Annotated in this window: 32 protein-coding genes and 1 pseudogene; 31 read left to right on the top strand and 2 right to left on the bottom strand. The window is 64.6% G+C overall.

Annotated features, from left to right (window positions below; translation table 11 throughout):
• The first annotated feature begins 1 nt into the window (after position 1).
• The 21 genes and pseudogenes from ACTJJX_RS18585 to ACTJJX_RS18485 all read left to right on the top strand — a co-directional run bounded on the left by ACTJJX_RS18585 (position 2) and on the right by ACTJJX_RS18485 (position 15,355).
• Positions 2–274: a phage holin family protein gene (locus tag ACTJJX_RS18585; protein WP_015967189.1), complete on the top strand. Its 273-nt coding sequence runs from the start codon at positions 2–4 to the stop codon at positions 272–274.
• On the top strand, positions 271–1,077 hold the full coding sequence (locus tag ACTJJX_RS18580) for an N-acetylmuramidase domain-containing protein (RefSeq protein ID WP_033943377.1): 807 nt from the start codon (positions 271–273) through the stop codon (positions 1,075–1,077). The genes ACTJJX_RS18585 and ACTJJX_RS18580 overlap by 4 nt, the downstream gene beginning before the upstream one ends.
• Positions 963–1,436, top strand: a pseudogene (lysB, locus tag ACTJJX_RS18575) (Rz-like lysis system protein LysB); the annotation flags it as partial. The gene ACTJJX_RS18580 and the pseudogene lysB, both read left to right, overlap by 115 nt.
• The gene (lysC, locus tag ACTJJX_RS18570; RefSeq protein WP_223656435.1) at positions 1,360–1,629 is read left to right on the top strand and encodes an Rz1-like lysis system protein LysC; all 270 of its coding nucleotides are present in this window, start codon (positions 1,360–1,362) and stop codon (positions 1,627–1,629) included. The pseudogene lysB and the gene lysC, both read left to right, overlap by 77 nt.
• Positions 1,613–2,149, top strand: coding sequence for a phage tail protein (locus ACTJJX_RS18565; RefSeq protein ID WP_033943383.1), 537 nt, complete (start codon positions 1,613–1,615; stop codon positions 2,147–2,149). The genes lysC and ACTJJX_RS18565 overlap by 17 nt, the downstream gene beginning before the upstream one ends.
• Positions 2,142–2,600, top strand: coding sequence for a phage virion morphogenesis protein (locus ACTJJX_RS18560; protein ID WP_023093069.1), 459 nt, complete (start codon positions 2,142–2,144; stop codon positions 2,598–2,600). Before ACTJJX_RS18565 ends, ACTJJX_RS18560 begins: the two co-directional genes overlap by 8 nt.
• A gap of 69 nt (positions 2,601–2,669) precedes the next feature.
• Entirely contained in the window at positions 2,670–3,242 is a 573-nt protein-coding gene (locus tag ACTJJX_RS18555) for a phage baseplate assembly protein V (RefSeq protein WP_033943386.1), read from the top strand.
• The gene (locus tag ACTJJX_RS18550; protein WP_023093071.1) at positions 3,239–3,583 is read left to right on the top strand and encodes a GPW/gp25 family protein; all 345 of its coding nucleotides are present in this window, start codon (positions 3,239–3,241) and stop codon (positions 3,581–3,583) included. Before ACTJJX_RS18555 ends, ACTJJX_RS18550 begins: the two co-directional genes overlap by 4 nt.
• Entirely contained in the window at positions 3,580–4,497 is a 918-nt protein-coding gene (locus ACTJJX_RS18545; RefSeq protein WP_023093072.1) for a baseplate assembly protein, read from the top strand. Before ACTJJX_RS18550 ends, ACTJJX_RS18545 begins: the two co-directional genes overlap by 4 nt.
• A 2-nt stretch (positions 4,498–4,499) precedes the next feature.
• On the top strand, positions 4,500–5,108 hold the full coding sequence (locus ACTJJX_RS18540; RefSeq protein ID WP_079280554.1) for a phage tail protein I: 609 nt from the start codon (positions 4,500–4,502) through the stop codon (positions 5,106–5,108).
• Positions 5,105–7,135 (top strand): phage tail-collar fiber domain-containing protein, encoded by a 2,031-nt coding sequence (locus tag ACTJJX_RS18535; protein WP_039843306.1) that lies wholly within the window; start codon positions 5,105–5,107, stop codon positions 7,133–7,135. Before ACTJJX_RS18540 ends, ACTJJX_RS18535 begins: the two co-directional genes overlap by 4 nt.
• A 12-nt stretch (positions 7,136–7,147) precedes the next feature.
• Positions 7,148–7,717: a tail fiber assembly protein gene (locus tag ACTJJX_RS18530; RefSeq protein ID WP_023093075.1), complete on the top strand. Its 570-nt coding sequence runs from the start codon at positions 7,148–7,150 to the stop codon at positions 7,715–7,717.
• Positions 7,718–7,821: 104 nt separating this feature from the next.
• Complete coding sequence (locus tag ACTJJX_RS18525; protein WP_033942396.1) at positions 7,822–8,997, top strand: phage tail sheath protein; 1,176 nt, start codon at positions 7,822–7,824, stop codon at positions 8,995–8,997.
• Positions 8,998–9,053: 56 nt separating this feature from the next.
• Positions 9,054–9,569 carry a phage major tail tube protein gene (locus ACTJJX_RS18520; RefSeq protein WP_033943441.1) on the top strand — a complete coding sequence of 172 codons (516 nt, stop codon included), beginning with the start codon at positions 9,054–9,056 and terminating at the stop codon, positions 9,567–9,569.
• A 53-nt stretch (positions 9,570–9,622) separates the two neighbouring features.
• Positions 9,623–9,961 carry a phage tail assembly protein gene (locus ACTJJX_RS18515; RefSeq protein WP_033943440.1) on the top strand — a complete coding sequence of 113 codons (339 nt, stop codon included), beginning with the start codon at positions 9,623–9,625 and terminating at the stop codon, positions 9,959–9,961.
• An 8-nt stretch (positions 9,962–9,969) separates the two neighbouring features.
• Positions 9,970–10,089, top strand: a complete 120-nt coding sequence (locus tag ACTJJX_RS18510) for a GpE family phage tail protein (protein ID WP_003098394.1) — start codon at positions 9,970–9,972, stop codon at positions 10,087–10,089.
• Positions 10,079–12,838: a phage tail tape measure protein gene (locus ACTJJX_RS18505; RefSeq protein WP_033943438.1), complete on the top strand. Its 2,760-nt coding sequence runs from the start codon at positions 10,079–10,081 to the stop codon at positions 12,836–12,838. Before ACTJJX_RS18510 ends, ACTJJX_RS18505 begins: the two co-directional genes overlap by 11 nt.
• Positions 12,839–12,843: 5 nt before the next feature.
• Entirely contained in the window at positions 12,844–13,284 is a 441-nt protein-coding gene (locus tag ACTJJX_RS18500; RefSeq protein ID WP_015967206.1) for a phage tail protein, read from the top strand.
• Positions 13,281–14,555 (top strand): phage late control D family protein, encoded by a 1,275-nt coding sequence (locus ACTJJX_RS18495; RefSeq protein ID WP_033943437.1) that lies wholly within the window; start codon positions 13,281–13,283, stop codon positions 14,553–14,555. Before ACTJJX_RS18500 ends, ACTJJX_RS18495 begins: the two co-directional genes overlap by 4 nt.
• 117 nt (positions 14,556–14,672) lie before the next feature.
• Positions 14,673–15,131, top strand: a complete 459-nt coding sequence (locus ACTJJX_RS18490; protein WP_033943436.1) for a hypothetical protein — start codon at positions 14,673–14,675, stop codon at positions 15,129–15,131.
• The gene (locus tag ACTJJX_RS18485; RefSeq protein WP_071557704.1) at positions 15,128–15,355 is read left to right on the top strand and encodes a helix-turn-helix domain-containing protein; all 228 of its coding nucleotides are present in this window, start codon (positions 15,128–15,130) and stop codon (positions 15,353–15,355) included. Before ACTJJX_RS18490 ends, ACTJJX_RS18485 begins: the two co-directional genes overlap by 4 nt.
• Here ACTJJX_RS18485 and ACTJJX_RS18480 read toward each other — a convergent pair.
• Together ACTJJX_RS18480 and ACTJJX_RS18475 are read right to left on the bottom strand one after the other, a co-directional pair.
• Complete coding sequence (locus ACTJJX_RS18480) at positions 15,332–15,682, bottom strand: hypothetical protein (RefSeq protein WP_033936090.1); 351 nt, start codon at positions 15,680–15,682, stop codon at positions 15,332–15,334. The genes ACTJJX_RS18485 and ACTJJX_RS18480 overlap by 24 nt on opposite strands.
• A gap of 317 nt (positions 15,683–15,999) precedes the next feature.
• Positions 16,000–16,341: a helix-turn-helix domain-containing protein gene (locus ACTJJX_RS18475; RefSeq protein WP_031633864.1), complete on the bottom strand. Its 342-nt coding sequence runs from the start codon at positions 16,339–16,341 to the stop codon at positions 16,000–16,002.
• A gap of 85 nt (positions 16,342–16,426) precedes the next feature.
• Between ACTJJX_RS18475 and ACTJJX_RS18470 the strand changes: the two genes are divergently transcribed.
• From ACTJJX_RS18470 to ACTJJX_RS18425, 10 genes are all read left to right on the top strand, one after another.
• Positions 16,427–16,639, top strand: coding sequence for a DNA-binding protein (locus tag ACTJJX_RS18470; protein ID WP_023876135.1), 213 nt, complete (start codon positions 16,427–16,429; stop codon positions 16,637–16,639).
• A gap of 29 nt (positions 16,640–16,668) precedes the next feature.
• On the top strand, positions 16,669–17,139 hold the full coding sequence (locus tag ACTJJX_RS18465; protein ID WP_031275681.1) for a YmfL family putative regulatory protein: 471 nt from the start codon (positions 16,669–16,671) through the stop codon (positions 17,137–17,139).
• On the top strand, positions 17,136–17,429 hold the full coding sequence (locus ACTJJX_RS18460) for an ogr/Delta-like zinc finger family protein (RefSeq protein ID WP_003098408.1): 294 nt from the start codon (positions 17,136–17,138) through the stop codon (positions 17,427–17,429). Before ACTJJX_RS18465 ends, ACTJJX_RS18460 begins: the two co-directional genes overlap by 4 nt.
• Positions 17,426–17,776 (top strand): hypothetical protein, encoded by a 351-nt coding sequence (locus tag ACTJJX_RS18455; protein ID WP_022580410.1) that lies wholly within the window; start codon positions 17,426–17,428, stop codon positions 17,774–17,776. Before ACTJJX_RS18460 ends, ACTJJX_RS18455 begins: the two co-directional genes overlap by 4 nt.
• Before the next feature lie 70 nt (positions 17,777–17,846).
• On the top strand, positions 17,847–18,080 hold the full coding sequence (locus tag ACTJJX_RS18450) for a hypothetical protein (protein ID WP_003098410.1): 234 nt from the start codon (positions 17,847–17,849) through the stop codon (positions 18,078–18,080).
• Positions 18,077–20,797 carry a toprim domain-containing protein gene (locus tag ACTJJX_RS18445; protein ID WP_033943435.1) on the top strand — a complete coding sequence of 907 codons (2,721 nt, stop codon included), beginning with the start codon at positions 18,077–18,079 and terminating at the stop codon, positions 20,795–20,797. Before ACTJJX_RS18450 ends, ACTJJX_RS18445 begins: the two co-directional genes overlap by 4 nt.
• A 44-nt stretch (positions 20,798–20,841) precedes the next feature.
• Positions 20,842–21,624, top strand: coding sequence for a hypothetical protein (locus tag ACTJJX_RS18440; protein ID WP_033943434.1), 783 nt, complete (start codon positions 20,842–20,844; stop codon positions 21,622–21,624).
• A 53-nt stretch (positions 21,625–21,677) separates the two neighbouring features.
• A complete protein-coding gene (locus ACTJJX_RS18435) occupies positions 21,678–22,061 on the top strand; it encodes a hypothetical protein (protein WP_023093089.1) in 384 nt (127 codons plus the stop codon).
• A 64-nt stretch (positions 22,062–22,125) separates the two neighbouring features.
• Positions 22,126–22,854, top strand: coding sequence for a hypothetical protein (locus tag ACTJJX_RS18430; RefSeq protein WP_023093090.1), 729 nt, complete (start codon positions 22,126–22,128; stop codon positions 22,852–22,854).
• A gap of 11 nt (positions 22,855–22,865) precedes the next feature.
• Positions 22,866–23,072, top strand: a complete 207-nt coding sequence (locus tag ACTJJX_RS18425; protein ID WP_023093091.1) for a TraR/DksA family transcriptional regulator — start codon at positions 22,866–22,868, stop codon at positions 23,070–23,072.
• Positions 23,073–23,085: the final 13 nt, after the last annotated feature.

Raw genomic sequence — 23,085 nt, 5'->3', positions numbered from 1 at the left:
CATGCTCATGACTGCCGTTCCGTTGATCGCCGCCCTGGCCTACATCGCTGCCGCGCTGCGCCTGGTCTGCTACCAGCGCTGCGGCGCCCGCTTCCGCCGCAGCGTCTCGTTGCTCGCCAGCCTGCTCGGCGCATCCATGGCCATCTGCGGCCTGGAAATCCTGCTCTACCGCCCACCGGTCAGCATCTGGCACGCCATCGTCGCCACCCTGCTGTGCCTGCTGATCTTCCGTTCCCGCGGCAACGTCGCCGCCCTGCTGAGGCCATCCGCATGACCCTTCGATATGGTGACCGCTCTCAAGAGGTCCTCCAGCTTCAGCGTCGACTGAACACCTGGGCCGGCGCCAACCTCTACGAGGACGGCCACTTCGGCGCCGCCACCGAGGACGCGGTGCGTGCCTTCCAGCGTTCGCATGGACTGGTCGCCGATGGCATCGCTGGCCCGAAGACCCTGGCCGCCCTCGGCGGCGCTGACTGCTCGCACCTGCTGCAGAACGCCGACCTCGTCGCCGCCGGAGCTCGCCTCGACCTGCCGCTGGCGACGATCTATGCAGTCAACCAGGTCGAGTCGAACGGCCAGGGGTTCCTGGGCAACGGCAAGCCGGCAATCCTGTTCGAACGCCACATCATGTACCGCCGTCTCGCCGCCCACGATCAGGTCACCGCCGACCAACTGGCCGCACAGTTCCCCGCGCTGGTGAACCCTCGCCCGGGCGGCTATGCCGGCGGCACCGCCGAGCACCAGCGCCTGGCGAACGCTCGCCAGATCGACGATACCGCCGCCCTGGAGTCGGCCAGTTGGGGCGCCTTCCAGATCATGGGGTTCCACTGGCAGCGCCTGGGCTACGTCAGCGTGCAGGCCTTCGCCGAGTCCATGGGGCGTAGCGAGTCGGCTCAGTTCGAAGCGTTCGTCCGCTTCATCGACACCGACCCGGCGCTACACAAGGCGCTGAAGGCTCGCAAATGGGCCGACTTCGCCCGCCTCTACAACGGCCCCGACTACAAGCGGAACCTCTACGACACCAAGCTCGCGCGAGCCTACGAGCAACACGCCAACTGCGCCGAGGCCAGCACGTGAGCCTTCTGCGCCAGGTGTTGTACAGCGCCGCCCTGCTCGGTGCCCTCGGCTTGCTCCTGTGGGTACAGCAGCAGCGCATCGACCTGGCGCAGGCCCGCCTGGCCCAGGCCGAGTTGGCGAGGAAAGCCAGCGACGCCCAGCTTTCCCGCCAGGCCGGCACCATCACGGCCCTCGAGGCCGCCCTTTCCCGCGAGCGCCTGGCCCAGGCCGACCTGGACCAACAGCGGCAGCAGCTGCGCCAGGCGCTGGCCATCCGCGAACGCTTGATCGAGGACCTGAAACGTGACGATGAACCCTATCGCCAGTGGGCTGATCAGCCTCTGCCTGATGTTGCTCGCCGGCTGCAACAGCGCCCCGCTATCACCGGAGCGGCCGCTTACCATCAGTGGCTGTCCCGCCGTGACGCCCTGCAGCCTGGAGTCAGCGGCACCGAAGGACAACGGCGACCTACAGACTGAAGTCGAGCGTATCGGCCTGGCCTGGGCCGAATGCGCCGCGAAGGTCGACATGATCATCCGCACCCAAGGGGCTACCCATGAACAAGCCCGATAGCCTGAAGGCGCATCTGCTCGCCGCCGTGCCGGAACTCAGGAACAACGGCGACCGCCTGGTGATATTCATCGACAACGGCCGGGTCCGCAGCACCTCGGCCGAGAGCCTGTCCTTCGAATACGCCTATGACCTGCAGGTGATCCTCACCGACTTCGCCGGGCACCCCGACAGCGTGTTTCTGCCGCTGCTCGGCTGGCTGCTGGTGAACCAGTCGGATCTGCTGGCCAACCTCACCAAGGTGCAGGACGGCATCACCTTCGAGGCCGACATGCTCGACCGCAGCAAGGTCGACCTCGGTATCGTCCTGCCACTGACCGAGCGTGTCGTCGTCAAGCGTCGCGAGGATGGCCGCTACGATGTGAGTCACCCGGAAGAGCCCCAGCTCACCGAGGCCATCGAGGTCGATAGGCCGATGCAGATGCTCGCCAACGGCGAGCATCTGGCCGAGTGGACGCCGCCGACGCCTACCGAGGCCGTCATGCTCGAGACGCCGCAGATCAGGCGCCCGGCCAATGGCTGACAGCCTTCAGGCTCTGGAAGACTGGGCAGGGCCGATTCTCCGCGCCCTCGAGCCAGGCCCTCGTGCTGCCCTCGCGCGTTCGCTCGCCCGCGATCTACGGCGCAGCCAACAGAAGCGCGTGATGGCACAGCGCAACCCCGACGGCAGCGCCTACGAGCCACGCAAGAAGCGCGAACTGCGCGGCAAGCAGGGCCGTATTCGGCGCAAGATCAAGATGTTCCAGAAGCTGCGCACGGTGCGCTATCTGCGCGCCAAGGGCGACGCCCAGGCGATCACGGTTTCCTTCGCCGGCCGGGTCACGCGGATCGCGCGAGTCCACCAGTACGGGCTGAAGGATCGCGCCGAGCGTGGCGCCCCAGAGGTCCGTTATGCACAGCGGCGTCTACTCGGTTTCACCGAAGCCGACCTTGAGATGATCCGTGAGGGGCTGCTCGCTCACATTCCAGCCTGAGCATGTACGCGTGGCCGCTACAAACGCCGCTGGCTGCCTCCCGCGCGCGCGTCGCCCACTATCGGCGGCATGAACGACTTCGCCGCCCTCTCCCGCATGATCGAGAACCTGATCCGCCTCGGCACGATAGCTGCGGTGGACCATGCCGCGCAGCGCGTCCGTGTGTTGACCGGTGACCTGCTGACCGGCTGGCTGCCCTGGGCATCGCCGCGGGCCGGCGCCGACCGCGAATGGAACGCCCCCACCCTGGACGAGCAGGTACTGCTCTTCAGCCCATCCGGGCAGACCGCAAATGGCGTGGTCCTGACCGGCTTGTTCAGTGACCTGACCCCGCCCAACGGCGACCGCGACGCCCTGCATCGCACCACCTACCGTGACGGCGCGGTGATCGAGTACGACAGCGCCGCCCACCACTTGCGCGCAGTTCTTCCCGCCGGCGGTACCACCGAGCTCATCAGCGACGGCGGCATCCACATCGTCGGCGACATCACCCACCAGGGCGACTACATCCAGACCGGCAACCAAACCGTCACCGGCAAGGTCACCGTGAGCGTCGACGTGATCGCCAAGGGCATCAGCCTGGTCGGTCATACCCACGGCGGCGTCATGCCGGGCGGCGCTACGACGGGGAAACCGCAATGAACGCCCACACCGGCGGCGCCATCGACCGCTTGGCACACATCCGCCAGTCGATCGCCGACATCCTCACCACTCGCATTGGTAGCCGCGTCATGCGGCGCGAATACGGCAGCCAGTTGCCGGAGCTGATCGATGCTCCGTTCAACGACACCACCCGCCTGCAGGTCTATGCCGCCACCGCCATGGCCCTCATGCGCTGGGAGCCGCGCATCCGCCTGAGCCGTGTCCAGATCACCGGCCAGAACCTGGCCGGCCAGGTGCTCATGGAGATTGACGCCACCCTGGTGGACAGCAACGAGCCGCACAACCTCAGCATCCCCCTGCAGATGGGCGCCAGCGCATGACAACGAACTTCGTCGCCATCGACCTCAGCCAGTTGCCACCACCACACGCGGTGGAGCAGCTGGACTACGAGCAGATACTCGCCGAGCGCAAGGCCTACGCCATCAGCCTCTGGCCGGAGGATCAGCAGGCGGAAATCGCCGCCCGCCTCGCCCTGGAGTCCGAGCCGCTGACCAAGCTGCTCGAGGAAAACGCGTACCGCGAAATGCTCTGGCGCCAGCGGGTCAACGAGGCGGCTCTCGCCAACATGCTGGCCAGCGCCCAGGGCGCCGACCTCGACCAGCTCGCCGCGAACTACAACGTCAAGCGCCTGGTTATCCAGCCCGGAGATCCGTCGAAGGTGCCGCCCGTGCCGGAACTGCTGGAGTCCGACGACAGCCTGCGCGAGCGGGCGCAGATGGCCTGGGAAGGCCTCAGCACCGCGGGACCGCGTAACAGCTACATCTTCCACGCCCGCGCCGCTGACGGCCGCGTCGGCGATGCCTCGGCCGTCAGCCCATCGCCCGCGGTCGCCGTTGTCACCGTGCAGTCGGCGCTGGGCAACGGTGCCGCATCGGCTGACCTGCTGAGAGTTGTCGAGCAGTACCTCAACGACGAGGACCGCCGGCCGGTAGCAGACCGCCTTATCGTCCGCAGTGCGGAGGTACTCGAATACAGGGTCAGCGCAACGCTCTACCTCAATACGGTCGGTCCTGAGTCCGAGCCGATCCTCGAGGCCGCTCGCATGCGGCTTCTGGCCTTCGTCCAGCAGCGCCGCCGACTGGGCATGGAAGTCTCCGAGTCCGCGATCCATGCCGCTCTGCACGTCGAGGGCGTGAAGAAGGTCGAGCTATCCGGGTGGGCGGACATCATCGCCACGGAGGCGCAGGCACCGTACTGCGCAGGCGTCACCCTGGTACAGGGGCAAAGCTCATGAGCATGCCTCTCCTGCCTCGTAACGCCACCGAGCTCGAGCAACTGGCCGCACAGGCGCTAGCCGACATTCAGCGCGTCCCGATTCCATTACGCACGCTATGGAACCCCAGCACCTGCCCTGTACCGCTGTTGCCATACCTTGCCTGGGCATTCTCCGTGGACCGCTGGGACAGCAAATGGCCGGAGTCCGCCAAGCGCGCGGCAATACGTGCCGCCTATGTCATCCATTCGCGCAAGGGCACGATCGGCGCCTTACGCCGTGTCGTTGAGCCGCTGGGCTACCTGATCGAAGTGCATGAGTGGTGGCAGAAAGCGCCGGCCGGCGTGCCGGGCACCTTCTCGCTGCTGGTGGGCGTGCTCGAAACCGGCATCACCGAAGAGATGTACGAGGAACTGACCTGGCTGATCGACGACGCCAAGCCCCTCACCCGCCACCTGGTCGGACTCTCCATCAGCCTCGAAAGCACAGGCGCCCTGCCACTCGGCGCGGCCATCTACGATGGCGACGAGATCGACGTTTACCCACCCCAGAACCGCGACATCGAGGTCACCGGCAGCATCGGTCGCGGCGGGCGTGATCATTCCATCGACACCCTGGACGTTTACCCATGATCGACCAGAACTCGCAGTTCTTCGCCATCCTCACAGAGGTCGGCGCGGCCAAGCAGGCCAATGCCGACGCGCTGGGTATCCCGTGGAAGCTGACCCAGATGGGCGTCGGCGACGCCAACGGCACCGACCCGATTCCATCCGCCGCACAGACGAAGCTGATCAACGAGAGGCGCCGCGCACCGTTGAACCAGCTGAAAGTGGACCCAAACAATGCCGCGGTTATCATCGCTGAGCAGATCATTCCAGAGAATATCGGCGGCTGGTGGATTCGAGAAATCGGACTCTACGATGCCGACAACGACCTCGTCGCAGTGGCCAATTGCGCCCCATCGTTCAAGCCGATCCTGAGCCAGGGTAGCGGACGTACCCAGGTTGTCCGGCTCAACCTGATCGTCAGTAGCTCTGCGAATATCGAGCTGAAGATAGATCCCAGCGTGGTCTTGGCGACTCGGCAGTACGTCGACAGCAGCATCCTCAATGTACTGCCAGCGACCCGCAAGGCGGGCACCTTCACCAAGGTGAAGGTCAATAACCGCGGTATCGTCGAGGAAGGGGCCAACCCGACAACTCTGGAGGGCTACGGCATCACCGACGCGCTGGCCCGCGGGGCCTATGGCCTCGGCGGATCGCTCGCTCCGGCCGCGCCGATCGACAAGATCGGTATGCCCGGCGGCTTTTACTCCTACGGCAGCGGAGTGACCTCATTCACAGAGTATTGCGGGCTCATCAACATCCCGTACTCCAGCGCTGAATCCTCTGCTCAATTGGGCTTCAAGCAGGGCACCGCAGAACCGGCGATCTACATTCGCTCGACCAAGCAGGATGGCAGTTGGACACCGACGCGCACACTCTGGCACTCGGGAAACTTCAACCCAGGCAGCTACGCCACCAAGGCGACCACCCTGGCCGGCTACGCGATCAGCGACGCCTACACCAAGACCGATACCGACAACAAGCTGGCGGAGAAAGCGAACAAGGCCACTACTCTGGTGGGCTACGGTATCACCGATGCGCTTGGGAAAAATGAGACCGCCGCCAGCGCGACCAAGCTGGCCACGCCACGGACCATTGCGATCAGTGGCGCGGCCTCGGGTAGCGCAGCGTTCGATGGAGGTTCGAATGTCAACATCGCTCTGACCCTGGCCGACAGTGGAGCCATCGCCGGCAGCTACCCGAAGGTAACGGTGAGTGCCAAAGGTGTGGTGACCGCTGGCGCGGAACTTTCTGTCGCAGATGTCCCCAGCTTGCCCTGGAGCAAGATCAACAGTGGCAAACCGACCACGCTCGGCGGCTATGGCATCACCGACGCACTGGCCCGCGGCGACTTCGGCATCGGTACGAACATCGCCCCCAATACGCCGATCGACACCATTGGCCTGCCCGGTGGCTTCTACTCCTACGGCGACGGTCCGACATCGTTCGCCCGATACAGCTGCCTGGTGAATATCCCCTACGGCCGAAACGACTACGCCGCGCAGATCGGATTCAAGCAAGGCACCACGGAGCCTACGGTCCTGGTCCGTTCGGTACTCAACGACGGAAGCAGTTGGACCCCGACTCGGGAGCTCTGGCACAACGGCAATCTCGATGTGGTCGGCGCGGTGGTCGCCTTTGCTTGCTCCAACCCGCCAGCGGGTTTCCTCATCGCAAATGGCGCCGCGATCTCGCGAGCTACGTACGCTGAGCTCTTCGCGCGCATCGGCACAACCTACGGCGCGGGAAACGGCTCAACGACCTTCAACCTCCCCGACTACCGCGGCGAGTTCATCCGCGGCGTCGACCTAGGCCGCGGGGTCGACCCAGGCCGGGCGTTCGGCTCACTTCAGCTCGACGCCCTGCAGGCGCATACGCACGTGTCTGTCGTCACCGCCATCGGCCAGTCTGGCGGCACCGGCGAATTCTCCGGCGCCGCGGGTTCTCCCGGCGGCACGCGGGTGACTGATCGGGTAGTCGAGGTTTCCGGGGCGCGAGTGGCAACCGAAACGCGCTCGCGTAACGTCGCCGCGCTGATCTGCATCAAGTACTGAGTGAGGACGAAAATGGAGCAACTGACGGTCTACCACGCCGACAGGCAGACGGGAGAGTTCCTGGGCACGGGCCATGCCGAGCCCGACCCGCGCGAGCCTGGCAACTGGCTCATCCCGGCACACGCCTATCTCGACGCGCCGCCAGAGTCTGGCGACGGACAGGTCGCACGGCGTGCTGCGGGCAACGACGGCTGGGAACTGGTCGAAGATCATCGCGGCCCGATTTACGCGACAAGTAACGGCGAACGGGCCGAGCTGGTTGAGCTGGGACCGATTCCTGACGGCTACACCAGCACCGCCCCCCCAGGCCCGTTTTATCGTTGGAGTGGTAGGAGCTGGGAACTGGACGAACAGGCAGAGCGGAGCGCCCAGGTGGCGGATGTAGAGAAACGGCGCGATACGCTCCTGCAGGAGGCCACGCTGCGCATTGCACCGCTGCAGGATGCCATTGACCTCGACGAAGCGACCCAGGCAGAAGTGGCAGAGCTCAAGGCCTGGAAGCAATACCGGATCGCGCTGAACCGGGTAGATCAGCAAGCGGGCTACCCCTCCCTGGTCGAATGGCCTGTCTCCCCCGCATGATCCAAACCTTGTAGCGGCCAACCGTACAAGGCCCACGCCTCGCCCCTTCGCCGCGCGCGCGGCAGCCTGTGCAGTGTCATCCAACCACTGCACAGGCACACCCCATGGCCGCTGACCAATACCATCACGGTGTCCGGGTCCAAGAGATCAATGACGGGACCCGCCCCATTCGCACCATCGCCACCGCGATCATCGGCCTGGTAGCCACCGCCGAAGACGCCGACGCCACCGCCTTCCCGCTCGATACGCCGGTACTCATCACCAACGTTCAGGCCGCCATCGGCAAGGCGGGCACCAGCGGCACGCTGGCCGCAAGCCTGCAAGCAATCGCCGACCAGGCCAACGCCGCCACTGTGGTGGTGCGGGTGAAGCCGGGCGAAGATGAAGCAACGACCAACAGCGCCGTCATCGGCGGCGTCAGCGCCGAAGGCAAGTACACCGGCATGAAGGCCCTGCTCGCTGCCAAGGCCCGCTTGGGCGTGGTACCGCGCATCCTCGGCGCGCCGGGTCTGGACACCCAGCCGGTCGCTACCGCACTCATCGCCATCGCCCAGCAGTTGCGCGGCTTCGCCTACGTCTCCGCCAACGGCTGCAAGACTAAGGAAGAGGCCACCGCCTACCGCGAGAACTTCGCCGCGCGCGAAGCCATGGTGATCTGGCCGGACTTCCTGACGTGGAGCACCGTGGTCAACCAGACCGTGCCTGCGCCAGCTGTTGCCCAGGCACTGGGCTTGCGCGCCCGGATCGATCAGGAGGTCGGTTGGCACAAGACCCTGTCGAACGTCGCCGTCAACGGCGTGACCGGCATCAGCGCCGACGTGTTCTGGGACCTGCAGAGCCCCAGCACCGACGCCAACTACCTCAACGAGAACGAGGTCACCACCCTGGTGCAGGAAGGCGGATTCCGTTTCTGGGGCTCGCGCACCTGCAGCGATGATCCGCTGTTCGCCTTCGAGAACTACACCCGCACCGCCCAGGTGCTGGCCGACACCATCGCCGAGGCGCACATGTGGGCGGTCGACAAGCCCATGCACCCGTCGCTTGTGCGCGACATCCTCGAGGGCGTGAACGCCAAGTTCCGCGAGCTCAAGGGACTCGGCCTGATCATCGACGCCCAAGCCTGGTACGACCCCAACGTGAACGACAAGGACACGCTCAAGGCCGGCAAGCTGCGCATCACCTACGACTACACCCCGGTGCCGCCGCTCGAGGACCTGACCTTCTTCCAGAAGATCACCGACAGCTACCTCGTCGACTTCGCCAGCCGCGTCAACGCCTGACACCCAGCGCTCCCCGGACGGGGAGCCGACCCACCTGATTCCCGGAGAGCCCTACCATGGCCATGCCGCGCAAGCTCAAGAACATGAACCTCTTCAACGACGGCGGTAGCTACCAGGGCGTCGTGAAGTCCTGCACCCTGCCCCCGCTGGCCCGCAAGATGGAGCCCTTCCGCGGGGGCGGCATGAACGGCCCGGTCAAGGCCGACCTAGGCATCGACGATGACGGCATCCAGTTCGAGTGGACCCTCGGCGGCCTGGATCTGACAGCCCTCAAGCAGTACGGCGCAGTCAGTGCCAGCGGCGTCATGCTGCGCTTCGCCGGCTCATTCCAGCAAGACGATACCGGCGAAGTCACGCCCGTCGAAATCGTCGTTCGCGGCCGGCACGAGACCATCGAAATGGGTGACGCCCAGCCCGGCGAAGACACCGAGCACAAGATCACCACCACCTGCAGCTACTACAAGCTCGTCGTCAACGGCGAGGAAGTCATCGAGATCGACCTGCTGAACTTCGTCGAGAAGGTCAACGGCAAGGACCTGCTCGAGGCACAGCGCAAGGCCATCGGCCTGTAATCCCTTCCCGCCGGCCCGGCCGGCGGTTTCTTTCCCCCTTGGATACCGAACCCATGAAAAACGAAAAAAACACCGCAACGCCGGCCGAAGACCAGACCACCACCGACAACTTCGTAGTCCTCGACCAGCACATCAAGCGCGGGGAGCAAATCATCAACACCCTCACTCTGCGCAAGCCCTCCTCTGGCGAACTGCGCGGCCTGCACCTGCTCGACCTGCTGCAGTTCGATGTGGCCGCGACCATCAAAATCCTGCCGCGCATCAGCCAGCCGACCATCACCGAGCCCGAGGCCGCCGGCATGGACCCGGCCGACCTGCTTGCCTGCGGCCAGGTGATCGCCGGTTTTTTGCTGCAGAAGCGGGCGCTGGCGGCAGCCTCCCTGATCGCGTAGAAAACGCCATGGCCGACCTGGCCGTGACGTTTCACTGGGCGCCGGACCATATGGACCGGCTCTCGCTCACCGAATTGATGGAATGGCGCGAACGCGCCCGGGTACGGAGTTCCGCCGATGGCGAATGACCTGCAGCTGCGCGTGCTGCTCAGCGCGATCGACAGAGCCACCGCCCCCCTGCGTCGCATCATGCAAGGCAGCGACGCGACGGCCCGGGCGCTCAAGGCAACTCGCGAGCGCCTGAAACAGCTCAACGCTCAGCAGAGCGACGTGCGCGCATTCCGTACCCAGCGCGGCGCCCTGGAGCAGGTCAGCACCGCGCTGGCCGCGCAACAGGCCCGGGTGAAAGCGCTGGCCCAGCAGATGGCCGCCGCCGGCAACCCCACCCGTGCGCTCACCCGCGACTACAACCGGGCCATCCGTGAAGCTGGTTTCCTCAAGCAGCAGCACCTGCAGCAGAGCCAAGCCCTGCAGCAACTGCGCACGCGCCTCGGCAACGCCGGCATCAGCACCCGCAACCTCGGCCAGCATGAGCGCGACCTGCGCGCGCAGATCCAGGCGGCCAATGGCGCCATCAGCAGCCAGGCGCAGCGCTTACGCAACCTCAGCCAACAGCAGGAGCGCCTAACCCACGCCCGCAACACCTACAGCCGTGGCATCCAGAGCGCTGCCGCGCTGGCCGGCACCGGCATGGCGGCGCGCGCGACGGGCATGTACACCGGCGACAAGCTGCGGCAGATGCTCGGCGTGGGTTACGAGTTCGACGCAACGATGTCGGCCACCCAAGCGGTGACCCGCATCGAGCGCAAGGACGATCCGCAGATGCAAGCGCTGCGGCAACAGGCCCGAACCCTGCCGCTGTCCAGCAAGTTCACCGACAAGGAAGTCGCCCAGGGCCAGTACTTCCTGGGCCGCACCGGCTACAACGCGAAGCAGATCCTCGGCGCAATGCCCGGCATGCTCAACCTGGCCGCCGCGGGCGACATGGACCTCGGCGACACTGCTGACATCGCCTCGAACATCCAGACGGCGATGGGTATTCCAGCCGAGAAGATGGACCAGGTGGCCGACGTACTGACTGCGGCGTTCACCCGGAACAACGTCGACATCCGCATGCTCGGCGACTCGCTGAAGTACTCCGCCGGCGTCGGCCGCGAGTACGGCCAGAGCCTGGAGACAGTCACCACCGCCACGGCTCTGCTCGGCAACGCCGGCGTCCAGGGCAGCATGGCCGGCACCTCGATGCGCTCTGTTCTGACCCGCCTGGGCACGTCCAAGGCGGTAGCCAAGCTGGGCGTCCAGACCAAGGACGCCAACGGCAACATGCGCGATATGCTGGACATCCTGAAGGACATCAACAAGAAGACCGCCGGCATGGGCAACGTGCAGCGCGGCGCGATCTTCAAGGACATCGCCGGGCAGTACGCGGTGACCAGCTTCGGCACCCTGATGCGCGCCGTCGAGGGCGGCCAGTTCCAGACCATGCGCGAAAGCCTGAACAACTCCGAGGGCGAGGCCGCGAGGGTGGCCGCTACCCAGCTGGACAACCTCAAGGGCGACATGACCATGCTGCATGCGGCCCTGGAAAACATTTCGGTCGAGCTGTTCGACAAGAACAGCCCCTGGCTGCGCGAGCTCGCCGCCGACCTCAGTCACCTGCTGCACAACGTCGGCGAGTTCCTGAAGGCCAACCCGCAGGTCAGCAAGGGCATCGTCATCACCGTCGCCGCGTTCTCGGCGCTGATGGCCACCGTCGGCAGCCTGGCCATCACCCTCGCCGGCATCCTCGGCCCGATGATCGCGGTCCGCTTCATGCTCGGCACCATCGGCATTCGCCTGCCCGGTCTGATCGGCTTGCTGAAACTGCTGTTCGCACCGATCCGCATGCTGGCCGGTCTGTTGATCGGCCCGCTGGTGAGCGGACTGCGCGTCGTGAGCATCGCGCTGTGGGGCCTGGCCGCCAACCCGGTGGTCCTGGCAATTGCCGCCGTCGTGGCGGTGCTGGCCGGCGCCGCGTACCTGATCTATCGCAACTGGGACGCCGTCAAGGCGTACCTGCTGGGACTGTGGGAAGAGATCAAGGCAGGTTTCGACGGCGGTATCGGGGGCATTCTTTCAACCCTGATGAATTTCAGCCCCCTCGGTCTGATCTACCGTGCGTTCTCCGGCGTCCTGGGCTACCTGGGCATCGATCTACCGGCACGCTTTACCGATTTCGGCAACATGATCGTCCAGGGCCTGGTTAACGGCCTGCTCGCCGGCATCGGGCAGATCAAGCGCGCGGTCCAGCGCGTCGGCGGCGCCGCGATCGACTGGTTCAAGGACAAGCTCGGCATCCATTCGCCGTCGCGGGTGTTCGCCGACCTGGGCGGGTTCACTATGGTCGGCCTGGCCCAGGGCCTCGGCGCCGGCCAGGCCGGCCCGCTGGGCGTGATTGCACGTCTCGGCCAAGGCCTGGTCAACGCAGGCCGCCAGGCTGTCGCCGGCCTGGACAGTGAGCTGACCCGAGGCACCCGCTCTACGATCACCCCGCCGGCAGTGGTGACCGAACTGGTCGCGGCCCAGCGCCAACGCTCGCCGATGCTCGACCAGCCGCTGCTGACCATGCTGGGCGACCTGGGCAAGAGCGCCGGCGCCATCGGTGCCCTGGTGCTCGGCGCCAGCGCCCCGGCGCAGGCCATCACAATCGACAACCGTCCCCCGGTCAGCTCGGCGCCAGCGGCAGTCAACATCGGCGGCGACACCTACTACATCACCATCCAGGCCGGCGCGGGTAGCGACACCGCAGACCTGAAACGCACGCTCAGCCAACTGCTGGACGAGCGCGAACGCAACAAGGCGGCGCGCCTACGCGCCCGCCTGCAGGACCGGGAGTAACCACTATGATGCTGTCCCTCGGGATGTTCGTCTTCAGCCTGCACACGCTGGCCTACCAAGAGTTCCAGCGGCAGACCGAGTGGCGACACGCCAGCAGCAGCCGCATCGGCGCCCAGCCGGCGCGCCAGTTCGTCGGTCGCGGCGACGACGCGATCACCCTGCCCGGCGTGCTGCTGCCGGAGCTGGCCGGCAGCGCGTTGAGCCTGGACGTGCTGCGGCAGATGGCTGACACCGGGTCGGCCTGGCCCATGGTCGAGGGCACCGGACGCATCTACGGCCTGTGGGTGATCGAGCGTGTCACCGAGACGCGAACGCTCTTCTTCGCCGACGGTACCCCGCGGCGGATCGAGTTCTCCCTCGAGCTCAAGCGCATCGATGATGGCCGCACCGATCTGCTCGGCTCGGTCCTCGGTACCGCTGGCAACCTGCTGAGACGCATCCTGTGATCGATGCCGCCCTCGCCCGCGTGACGGGCTACCTGACCAGCGCCGTCGACCAGCTGCAGCGCGACGCCGGCTACCCGGTGCCGGTGTTCCGGCTCACGGTCGACGGCAACGACATCGCCCAGCTCATCAGCCCACGACTGATCGCCCTGGACCTGACCGACAATCGCGGCCTCGAGGCCGATCAGTTGAGCGTGACACTCAGCGATCATGACGGGCTGCTCGCGATCCCCCCGCGCGGCGCCGTGCTGCACCTCTGGCTGGGCTGGAGTGACAGCGGACTGGTCGACAAGGGCACCTACACGGTCGACGAAACCGAGCACAGCGGCGCGCCGGACGTGCTCAGCATCCGTGCCCGCTCGGCGGACCTGCGCAAGGGCCTGAAGGTCAAGCGCGAGCGCAGCTGGAGCAACCCGAAGACGCTGGGCGACGTGCTCACCGACATCGCCCTCGGCAACAACCTGAAGCCGGTGCTCGCGCCGGCGCTGGCGGGCCTGCCGATCCTGCAGCTGGACCAGGCCAACGAGTCCGACGCCAACCTGCTGACCCGCCTGGGTGAGGACTTCGATGCGGTGGCCACCGTGAAAGCCGGTTGCCTGCTCTGCCTGCCGGCCGGCGGCGGCAAGACTGCCAGCGGTCTGGCGCTGCCGCACATCACCCTCACCCGCCAGGATGGCGACCAGCACCGCTACCTGCAGGCCGATCGAGACAGCTACGACGGCGTGCGCGCGTACTTCTATGACGTGAACAGCGCGAAGAAGCAGGAGGCGATCGCCGGCGCCAAGGGCGACAACCTCAAGGACCTGCGCCACACCTACAGCGACCGCCAGAGCGCCCTGCGCGCCGCCCGCGCCGAGTGGAACCGCCTGCAGCGTGGCAGCGCCACGCTCAGCTACGTGCTCGCCAGGGGCCGGCCGGACCTGATCCCGGAACTGACATACACCCTGCAGGGCGTGAAGACGGAGATAGACGCGATCATCTGGTACGGCGGCAATGTGCAGCACAGCCTCAGCGCCGACGGCGGCTACATCACCAGCCTGGAGCTGGAAAGCAAGTTACCCGAGGACCTGGTCAGCGACCTGGCCGACGACACCGGCGGCGACTACACCGGCATCATCGCCTACTACCGCGACGAGAAGAGCGGGACGGAGAAGACCATCACCGCAGGAGACCAGAGCACGCCACGCCGACTGCGCTACCTGTACAGCACCAAGGCCAGCGCGAAGCGGGCCGTTGATCGGGAGTGGAAGCGGTTGCAGGAGAGCAACGCCTAAAGGCGGGGAGTCGGGGAAGCGTGTGGAAATGGCACTTGCGCGATACGCTCATTGAGCGTATTTTAAGCACAAAAGCCGCAGACCTACCCTGCTCTGTTAGCACCGCTGAGGATAGACATGGAAATCTTCCACACCAGCCCCGTTGAGATCACCACCATCAACACTCAAGGCCGCTTCGGTGAGTTCCTTTGCTTCGCCGCCGACGAGTACGTCATGACTGCTGGTGATCACGTCACTTATAGAATCAAGGTAGACGAGAGCGACATCATCATGGCGGGCTCGATTTTCTACCATGAGAGGGCTGCTGACCTGTCCGGCCTGGTCGAGCGTGTGATGCAGTTAACTGGCTGTGACGAAGATACCGCTGAAGAGCTCATTTCCCAGCGCATCGACGTTTTCAACCTTGATGACATCGACGCCTCGGATGCTGCCGAGTTGTCGTGGGAAATCCAGGCCATCACCGCCAAGGCCGCGAAGACTCTAGGATTCCGTGGTGTTTCGATGCAGGATGAGCAAGGCACTTGCTACATGATCGACATGCTGGGACATGATGCCGAGATGGTGCGCGTCAAATGACTCCCAGTCCCGCAGAAATCCGCGCTGCCCGCGAAGCGGCAGAACTATCTCAGACGGCCGCCGCGGACCTGGTGCACAGCAAGCTGCGCACATGGCAGCAATGGGAGGCCGGCGACCGGCGCATGCATCCCGGCCTGTGGGAACTTTTCCGGCTGAAAATCGCTACGCTCGGCCCACCGACTGACGTATCTTCGGCTAGATCAAGCGCCAGCCTTGCAGGCTAGACGCTTCTGCTCGTAGTCCTTCTGGTGCCCCTTTAGCTCAGGCAATGGATCTTCCATATCAGCCTGTACCACCAGATCGGACAACACCCATCCCAATGCCTCATAGGCCTTAAAGCAGGTTTCGCTGGCGCTACTGCGGATACCAGGGCGGTATCGGTCCAGATCGCCAAAAACCTCAGTCACCTGGTCAACACTCGAGGCCTGCAACGCATCCAGCATCCTCTGGTGCAGGTTGTCCATCAGTTCGACCTGGGCGGCCGAGTCAGCCACCGCAACACACGAGACCATCAGTCCGACCGCAGCGGCCGTTCCCTTGAGCCAGTTCATACGTCCCTCTCTTCACAGTGGGGCCTTCGGCTGCAACCGAAGGCCCATTCAATCAATGCCCCCTGAGAGCGCACGCCAACCGCAGCAGGTCCAGTTGGTCCTGCTCGCTCATCTGGCTAAGGCAGATAAGCAGGGCAGTAAGCACGATGGGGTTGATGGGGTTATCCATTGGTCTACTCCTTTGACAGGCCACCCGGCGACACGATGTCACCGTGATAGCAGCCCGGGAGTACCCCATTCTTCACATAGGCCCGCGTGCCAGAAGCAGAAATCCACGGTAGGTCGCCCGGGATTTTTTTCCCTGCTGGCGAGGTGTCCTATTTGCTTGTACGACGCGACTCAGTTGACTCTGAGATACCTCGCCCCACCCGTAGGTACGCTATTCGGTCTTCTTCCTCCATGGACTTCATGTACCTCAGCACATCAAGTTCCTCCTGACTGAGTGACTCAAGCTCTGCAGGCTGGCGACGCCCAGTTATAACGTAAAGCACATCAGCGCCAAGCAACGAGGCCCTCAGTAGATAGGCCGCGTCAGGGCTGCGTTCGCCTTTCTCATATGCCAGTTGGGTGTTTTTCGACACACCACACTGCTCGGCAAGTTCGGTTTGGCTCATCCCCAACCGCTGCCGCTCTTCCTTCAGGCGTTCGCCTATGGTCATAAAAGTTGGACCTCAAGCGTTGACATTACCTGTTTTCAGGGACATCATCGCCTTGCATTCACACGAAATCACACGAAACGAGACTATGCACAACGCCTACCCCACCGAGCAAGCGTGCGAGAAAGCGCGCCAGCATCTGGCGAGCCAAGGGCTGTCGGCCAGGCAATGGGCGGTGAAGAACAACCTCACCCCCTCGACCGTGTACGCCGTCCTCAACCGGCAGAAGAAGTGCCTGCGCGGCGAAGCCCATCGCGCGGCTGTCCTTCTCGGCATCAAAGACGGCGTGATCGCACAATAATGGCCACCGCACTGGGGGGACACCAGAAGATGAAACGCCCGCTCCTAGAAACGCGGCGCCAGGTGGTCAGCGCGATTATCGGCGCCTACCCCGGCGGTCGCGAATGCGCCGCCGCCCGCCTGGGCCTCGACCTGAAGAAGTTCGACAACCACGCCTACGAGAACGCCGGCAGCAAGCCGCTCAGCGACGACCAGTTGCTCTTGCTCGAGCAGGAAACCGGCACCAGCCACTTCCCCGAGTACGTCGCCCACCTGTACGGCGGCATGTTCGTGCAGATGCCCGATCCGGCTCAGCTGGACAACCTCGACCTGTACGCCCGTGGCGTCGCCACCGCCATCAAGCGCGGCGAGGTCGACCGCATCATCGCCGAGGCGCTGCGCGATGGAGAGATCGACGAGGCCGAACTCGCCGAAATCATCGTCGCCCACCGCCAACACCTGGCCGCACGGCACGCCGAGGTCGGCGCAGTGATCACCCTGCACCGGAGGGTCAAGGCGTGAGCGTCTACAAGCTCGTCTGCCCCTGCTGCCACAGCCGGATGCGGATTCGCTCCTCCGAGGGCCAAACCCCGTGCTTCCGCTCGATGTACGCGCAATGCACAAACGCGCTCTGCGGCGCCACCTTCACCGGCTCCCTGAGCTGGGACTACCAGCTCAGCCCCTCGGGCCTCGAGCGGCCACTGCTGGTGCTCCCCATGGCACCTTCGAAAACCCGTCAACTGGCACGCCGCGACCTCGCGGCCGCAACCAACCAACTGGACCTGCTGGATCATGTGGAGTGCATGCAATGAACGGCACCAACGACTACCGCAGCACCATGCAGCAAGCCGCCGCAGCGTACCTGCAGGCCAACGCCAACCAGTATCTTTCCTCCGGCTCCGACCGGTTGTTCGATGCCTGTGTCAACCATCTGGCCAAAGGCCTTGAGGTCCCCCAATTCATGGCCGAACAACTCGCCCAGCGCGCGTGGGATGAAGTCTTCGCGGGGCCAGAGCCGATCTGGCTGGGCATCGACTGGGGCCAGGGAGACGACGAGGTGGTCTACCTGATCGACACCCGCAATCACTGCCGCTTCCCGATCCCGGCCCGCTATCTGCCCGCGCACCTGCTCAAACAGCGCCCCCAGCACACCCAGTAATCCCTGAGACACGCCCTACCCACTGCCGTGGGTTTGGGGAAGTTACGCCCAGAATTCGAGGTATTCCGCCATGAGCGGCCACATTTCAATCACCGTCGAAGTCGACCAGAACCAGGCTGAGAAGTACCTGCTCTGGCTGGTCAGCCAGTACGAAGCCGCCATGGCCGAGTGCTGGTACGACGATCGCTACCGCTATACGCCGCAGGGGCTGCGCGGCAAGCGCATCCTCGAGGACCGCCCACACATTGCCGGCATCTGCCGGACCATCCGCGAACTGCGCAAGCAGATTCGGGGGCGCGCATGAAGGAAATGGACCGCGAGCTCAAGGCCGACGTGCTGCGCCGCCTACAGGATCAGTACGGCCTGACGCCGATCAAGGGCACGAAGTACATGCGCAAGGGCGAGTGCCCGACGTGCGGCAAAAAGGAGCTCTACACCCTGGTCGACAGCCCCTGGTTCATCCGCTGCGGGCGCGGCAAGTGCGGCGACACCTGGCACATCAAGGAAATCTACCCGGAGCTCTTCGACGACTGGAGCAAGCGAGCGCCGGCCACCGACAAGGAACCCGCCGCCTCGGCCCGGGCGTACCTGGCACATGCCCGCGGCTTCGACTTGACGCTGATCGATGGCTGGTACAGCCAGGAAAACTACTGGGACCGCGACCTTGAGATCGGTAGCGCGACAGTACGCTTCCCGCTGAAGAAAGGCGGCTACTGGGAACGCCTGATCGATCGCCCGAGCCGCTTCGGCAAGAAGAAGGCGCGCTTCAAGCCGGGCGACAGCCCGCGCGGCGTCTGGTGGTGCCCACCCAGCGTCGACCTGCAGGAGGTGAAGGAGCTGTGGATCGTCGAAGGTATCTTCGACGCCATCGCGCTGCTGCACCACGGCATCGACGCCGTGTCGGCCATGAGTTCCAACGCCTTCCCCGAGCAGTCTTTGCGCGAACTCGCGACAGCCCGTGGCGGCAAGCTGCCGAAACTGATTTGGGCGCTGGACAACGAACCCGGCGCCCACAGGTACACCCGGCGGTGGGTGACCGAGGCGCGTGCCCTGGGCTACGTCTGCGAAGCGGCCCAACTACCGCAGCGCAACAACCGCAAATTCGACTGGAACGACCTGCACCAGCGCTGGATGTTCATCGATGACGCGGCCGAGCGCGTCGCGCAGATCGAGAAAGACCTCAAGACCGCGCGTCATGAGGGCGCGCTGCTGATCGCCGAGAGTGCCGCCGAGAAGGCCCTGCTGATGTACGACTGGGGCAAGCGCGGTGAATTCCACTTCCGCTTCGCCAACCGCCTCTACTGGTTCAAGCTGGATATCGAGAAGTTCAACAAGGCCATGCAGAGCCTCGAGGACAGCGACAACCACGACGACCAATTGCTGAACCAGAAACAGATGCGCGACAAGGCCCTGCAGCAAGCCGGCGGCGTCGTGGAAATCGCCAACTGCTTCCCCCAGGCCCTGTACTTCCAGCGCAACGAGGTCACAGACGAGAGCTGGTACTACTTCCGCATCGATCGCCCCGACGACGAGAGCGTGAAGAACACCTTCACCAGCGCCCAGGTCGCGGCGGCCAGCGAGTTCAAGAAGCGCCTGCTCGGCGTGGCCGCTGGGGCAATATTCACCGGTAGCGGTGCGCAGCTCGACCAGATCATGAAGCTGCAGCTCACCGGCTTGAAGACGGTGGCCACCATCGATTATCTGGGCTACAGCCGGGAGCATGCCTGCTACGTCCTGGGCGACGTGGCGGTGCGCGGAGGAGTGATCGAGAAGGCCAACGCCGAAGACTTCTTCGAGTTCCAGAAACTGCGCCTGAAGACCCTGCAGCGCTCGATCAAGCTGCAGATCGCCACCGACGCCAAGGACTACCGCCCGGAGTGGCTGGACTGGCTGTGGACCTGCTTCGGCGCCAAGGGCCTGGTGGCGCTGGCGTTCTGGTTCGGCTCGCTGTTCGCGGAGCAGATCCGCGCCGAGTTCCAGTCCTTTCCGTTCCTCGAGGCCACCGGCGAGGCCGGTGCCGGCAAGTCCACGCTGATCACCTTCCTATGGAAGCTGCTCGGCCGGGCGGACGAGGAAGGCCAGGACCCGTCGAAAATGACCAAAGCGGGCCTGCGCCGCTGGCTGACCCAGCTGTCGAACATGCCCATGGTCATGCTCGAGGCCGACCGCAGCGACAACAGCCGCGCCGGCGGCGCCGCCAAGTCCTTCGACTGGGACGAGTTCAAGCCGCTGTTCAACGGTCGCGCGTTGGGCGTGACCGGCCAGAAGACCGCCGGCAACGAGACCTACGAGCCCCCCTTCCGCGGCACCCTGGTGATGAGCCAGAACGCCACGGTGCAGGCCTCCGAAGCGATCATGACCCGTATCGTGAAGCTGCACTTCATTCGCCCGGAAATCACACGCGAGAGCCAGGCCGCGGCCGACAACCTTAACCACCTGGGCGTGCTCGAGGTCAGCCACTTCCTGCTGATGGCCATCCGCGCCGAGGCCCGCGTGCTGGAGTGCTTCCGCGAGCGGCTGAAGGTTCACAGCGCGACGCTGCGCGCTCTGAAACAGATTCGTATCGAGCGGCTGATTCTCAACCACGCGCAGATGATGGCCCTGGTCGACGCACTGCGCCTGGTGGTGCCGCTGTCCGAGCACCAGCTCGCCTGCGCTCAGCAGACCCTGATGACGATGGCCCTGGAGCGCCAGGACGCCGTCAACGCCGACGCGCCCGAGGTGGCCGAGTTCTGGGAGGTCTACGACTACCTCGAAAACCTCAGCGAAGAGCCAGTGCTCAACCACAGCAAGAACCCCGGAACCATCGCCATCAACCTCAACGAGTTCGTGAAGCTGGCCGCCGACCACCGCCAGAAGGTGGCCGACGCGGCAACCCTGCGCGACCTGCTGAAAGAGTCCCGCCGGCACAAATTCATCGAATACAAGGCCGTCGACAGCGCAGTGCGGGCGGCACACGCCCGCCAGAACCCTTTCACCAACCGACCCAGCACCGTCAAGTGCTGGATTTTCCAAGCCTGACCGGCGCGGCAACGCCGGAACTGCAACCCCAAAGGAGAGACACCATGCACAAGCAAACCCCGGAATGGATCGACCTATTCCACACCTGTTTCGGCCCGAAGGGGCTGGTAGCCCTGGCCTGGTGGCTCGGCGCGATGCACGCCAAGCGCATCCGTGACCTGCAGGGCTCTTACCCTTTCCTGCTCGTTGACGGAGACACGGGAGTAGGACAGGACAGCTTGATCGCTACCCTCTGGCGACTCACCGGTCAGCCAAATGCTCAGAACGTCACGCCGGAAACCCACACCAAGACCGCCCTGATGGTTCGCTTGTTCAATTCGGACAACCTGCCAGTCGTCCTTGAGCCCGCCACCCATTTCGATTGGGACATGCTCAAACCACTTTTCAACAACTGCTCTTTCAGTGTGCACGACGGGGTTTCTGTCAGTAGTACCTATGAAAGCGCGATTGCCATTGTCGGCAGGGCTGATGGTTCCCCAGCATTCGCCTCTCGCGTGGTCAACCTGAAGCAGGAACAGGTCGGCGTGAATACTCAGCGCAGCACAGCGCTGCAGGCCTTGGGCACGTATTGCGAGAACCAATTTGCAGTCCCATACCATCGGCAAGACCTGGTGGCCTACAGCCTGGGCAAGACCGGGCACTACATCAGCGCCCTGCATGACGACATGGGCGACTCCTTGGATGCGCGGACAGCTTTGAACCACGCACAGATTCTCGCCCTTCTGGACGCTCTGAACAGCCTCTACGACCTACCCGATCAGGCCCATACCAATGCTCACTGCGAGGTTTGGGACATGGCATGGCGTCGCGTCCAGCTTCCGTTCTGAATCACCAAGCCGGCGCGGCAACGCCGGCACCACAACCCGATAGGAGAGACACCATGCAGGCCCAATTCGTTACGCCCGAGCAATTGCTACTGAAGCGCTTGGAGATCGCCTTCGCCGCGTGGGCAAAACCTCGCGGCTATGACCTGGCTATGTGCGACGACGGCAACAGCTTCCTGTCGCTGGAAACCCGTAATGCCTGGCTTGGCTTCGAGGCGGCACACGGGTCTGCGGGCTGCCGTCCCGTCGGCCAACAACTCTATGCACGGCTGAAGAAATCCAGCCCTCATGCCCACCAGACCGACAAGTTGTTCGCTGTGCGCGTCGGCCGTGCGCCCTACGACGACTACGTCGTGCACGGGGGGCCCGGTGGCGTGTATCGCCTCAGCGACGTGAACTTCTACGTGATCGACGGCGAGAAGAAGTACCGCCTCGGTTGACACAAGAGCCTGTGCCGGGAGAGCGGCAACTCCCCCGGCGCCATTACCATGAAGGAGAGACACCATGAAAAAGCACTTCCCTGTCACACAAGCAATGCGTGAGGAGGTTGTCGACAAACTCACTATCCAGGCCGTAGCGCATCATGCGGTTGCCATTGCCGGCTACCTCGAGGCGCTCAATACGCAGTTCTGGACAGCGCATTGCTCCAAGGTCGAAGCCCTTCCCGGGCTCGAAAAAAAGCTTTGGGCAAGCCTGATTCAGGCTGGTGCCGTCACTGCCACTTCGAGCTGTTTCCCAACCTATAAGAAACAGCGTGGGGAGGACCGTAGCCCAGTCACGAAAGAATTCGTTGCAGTAGCCCGCCACTACAAGCAAGAGCTCCGCAACACTTTCGTCGCACGCCTGCTCGCTTCCCAGGCATTCGAAGGCGTCAAGCGCTTTCTGGACTCCAGACACGACCGCGACTGGAAGATACGCCTCGTCTGCCCCAACGGCGCAGTACCTCGCCTCCATGGCATGGAGGACATCACCGACTTGAAGCTGAAAGGCCTCGCTCTGCTGATCTGCTCAGAACTGGAGTCCGTGGTTGAAGCAGGCCTCGCTTTTCGTAGTCAGGCCATGGACGTTTTGCTTGCCTGCCGCACCTCCCGCCAGGTTGAAGACCTGTTCCCCGAGGCTGCGAAGCTGCTCCCGCAGCCTGTGAAACAAGACAAGGCCCTGGCCCCCACCGAACTAGCGGCCAATGTGCGCAGCATGCTCAGCAAGGGCGTACCACCGGTAGTACAGGCATAGGGAGACTGACTGTGGATGTGATCGACCAGGCCAACGAACGGGCCGAGAACATGATCCAGGCCGCCCTGGCCCAGCGGACGAACACTCGCCCGGCGCCCAGCGCCCTCTGGTGCGAGGACTGCGGCGAGCAGATACCCGAGGCCCGCCGCCAGGCCGCCCCGGGCTGCGAATGCTGCATCAGCTGTCAGGAACTGCGCGAGCACCCCGCGCGGCGTTGAAGAAGAGGCGCCA

Source organism: Pseudomonas sp. 22490 (assembly GCF_052044465.1).
Classification (GTDB): domain Bacteria; phylum Pseudomonadota; class Gammaproteobacteria; order Pseudomonadales; family Pseudomonadaceae; genus Pseudomonas; species Pseudomonas aeruginosa.
This window is presented reverse-complemented; position numbering and strand designations above follow the sequence as displayed.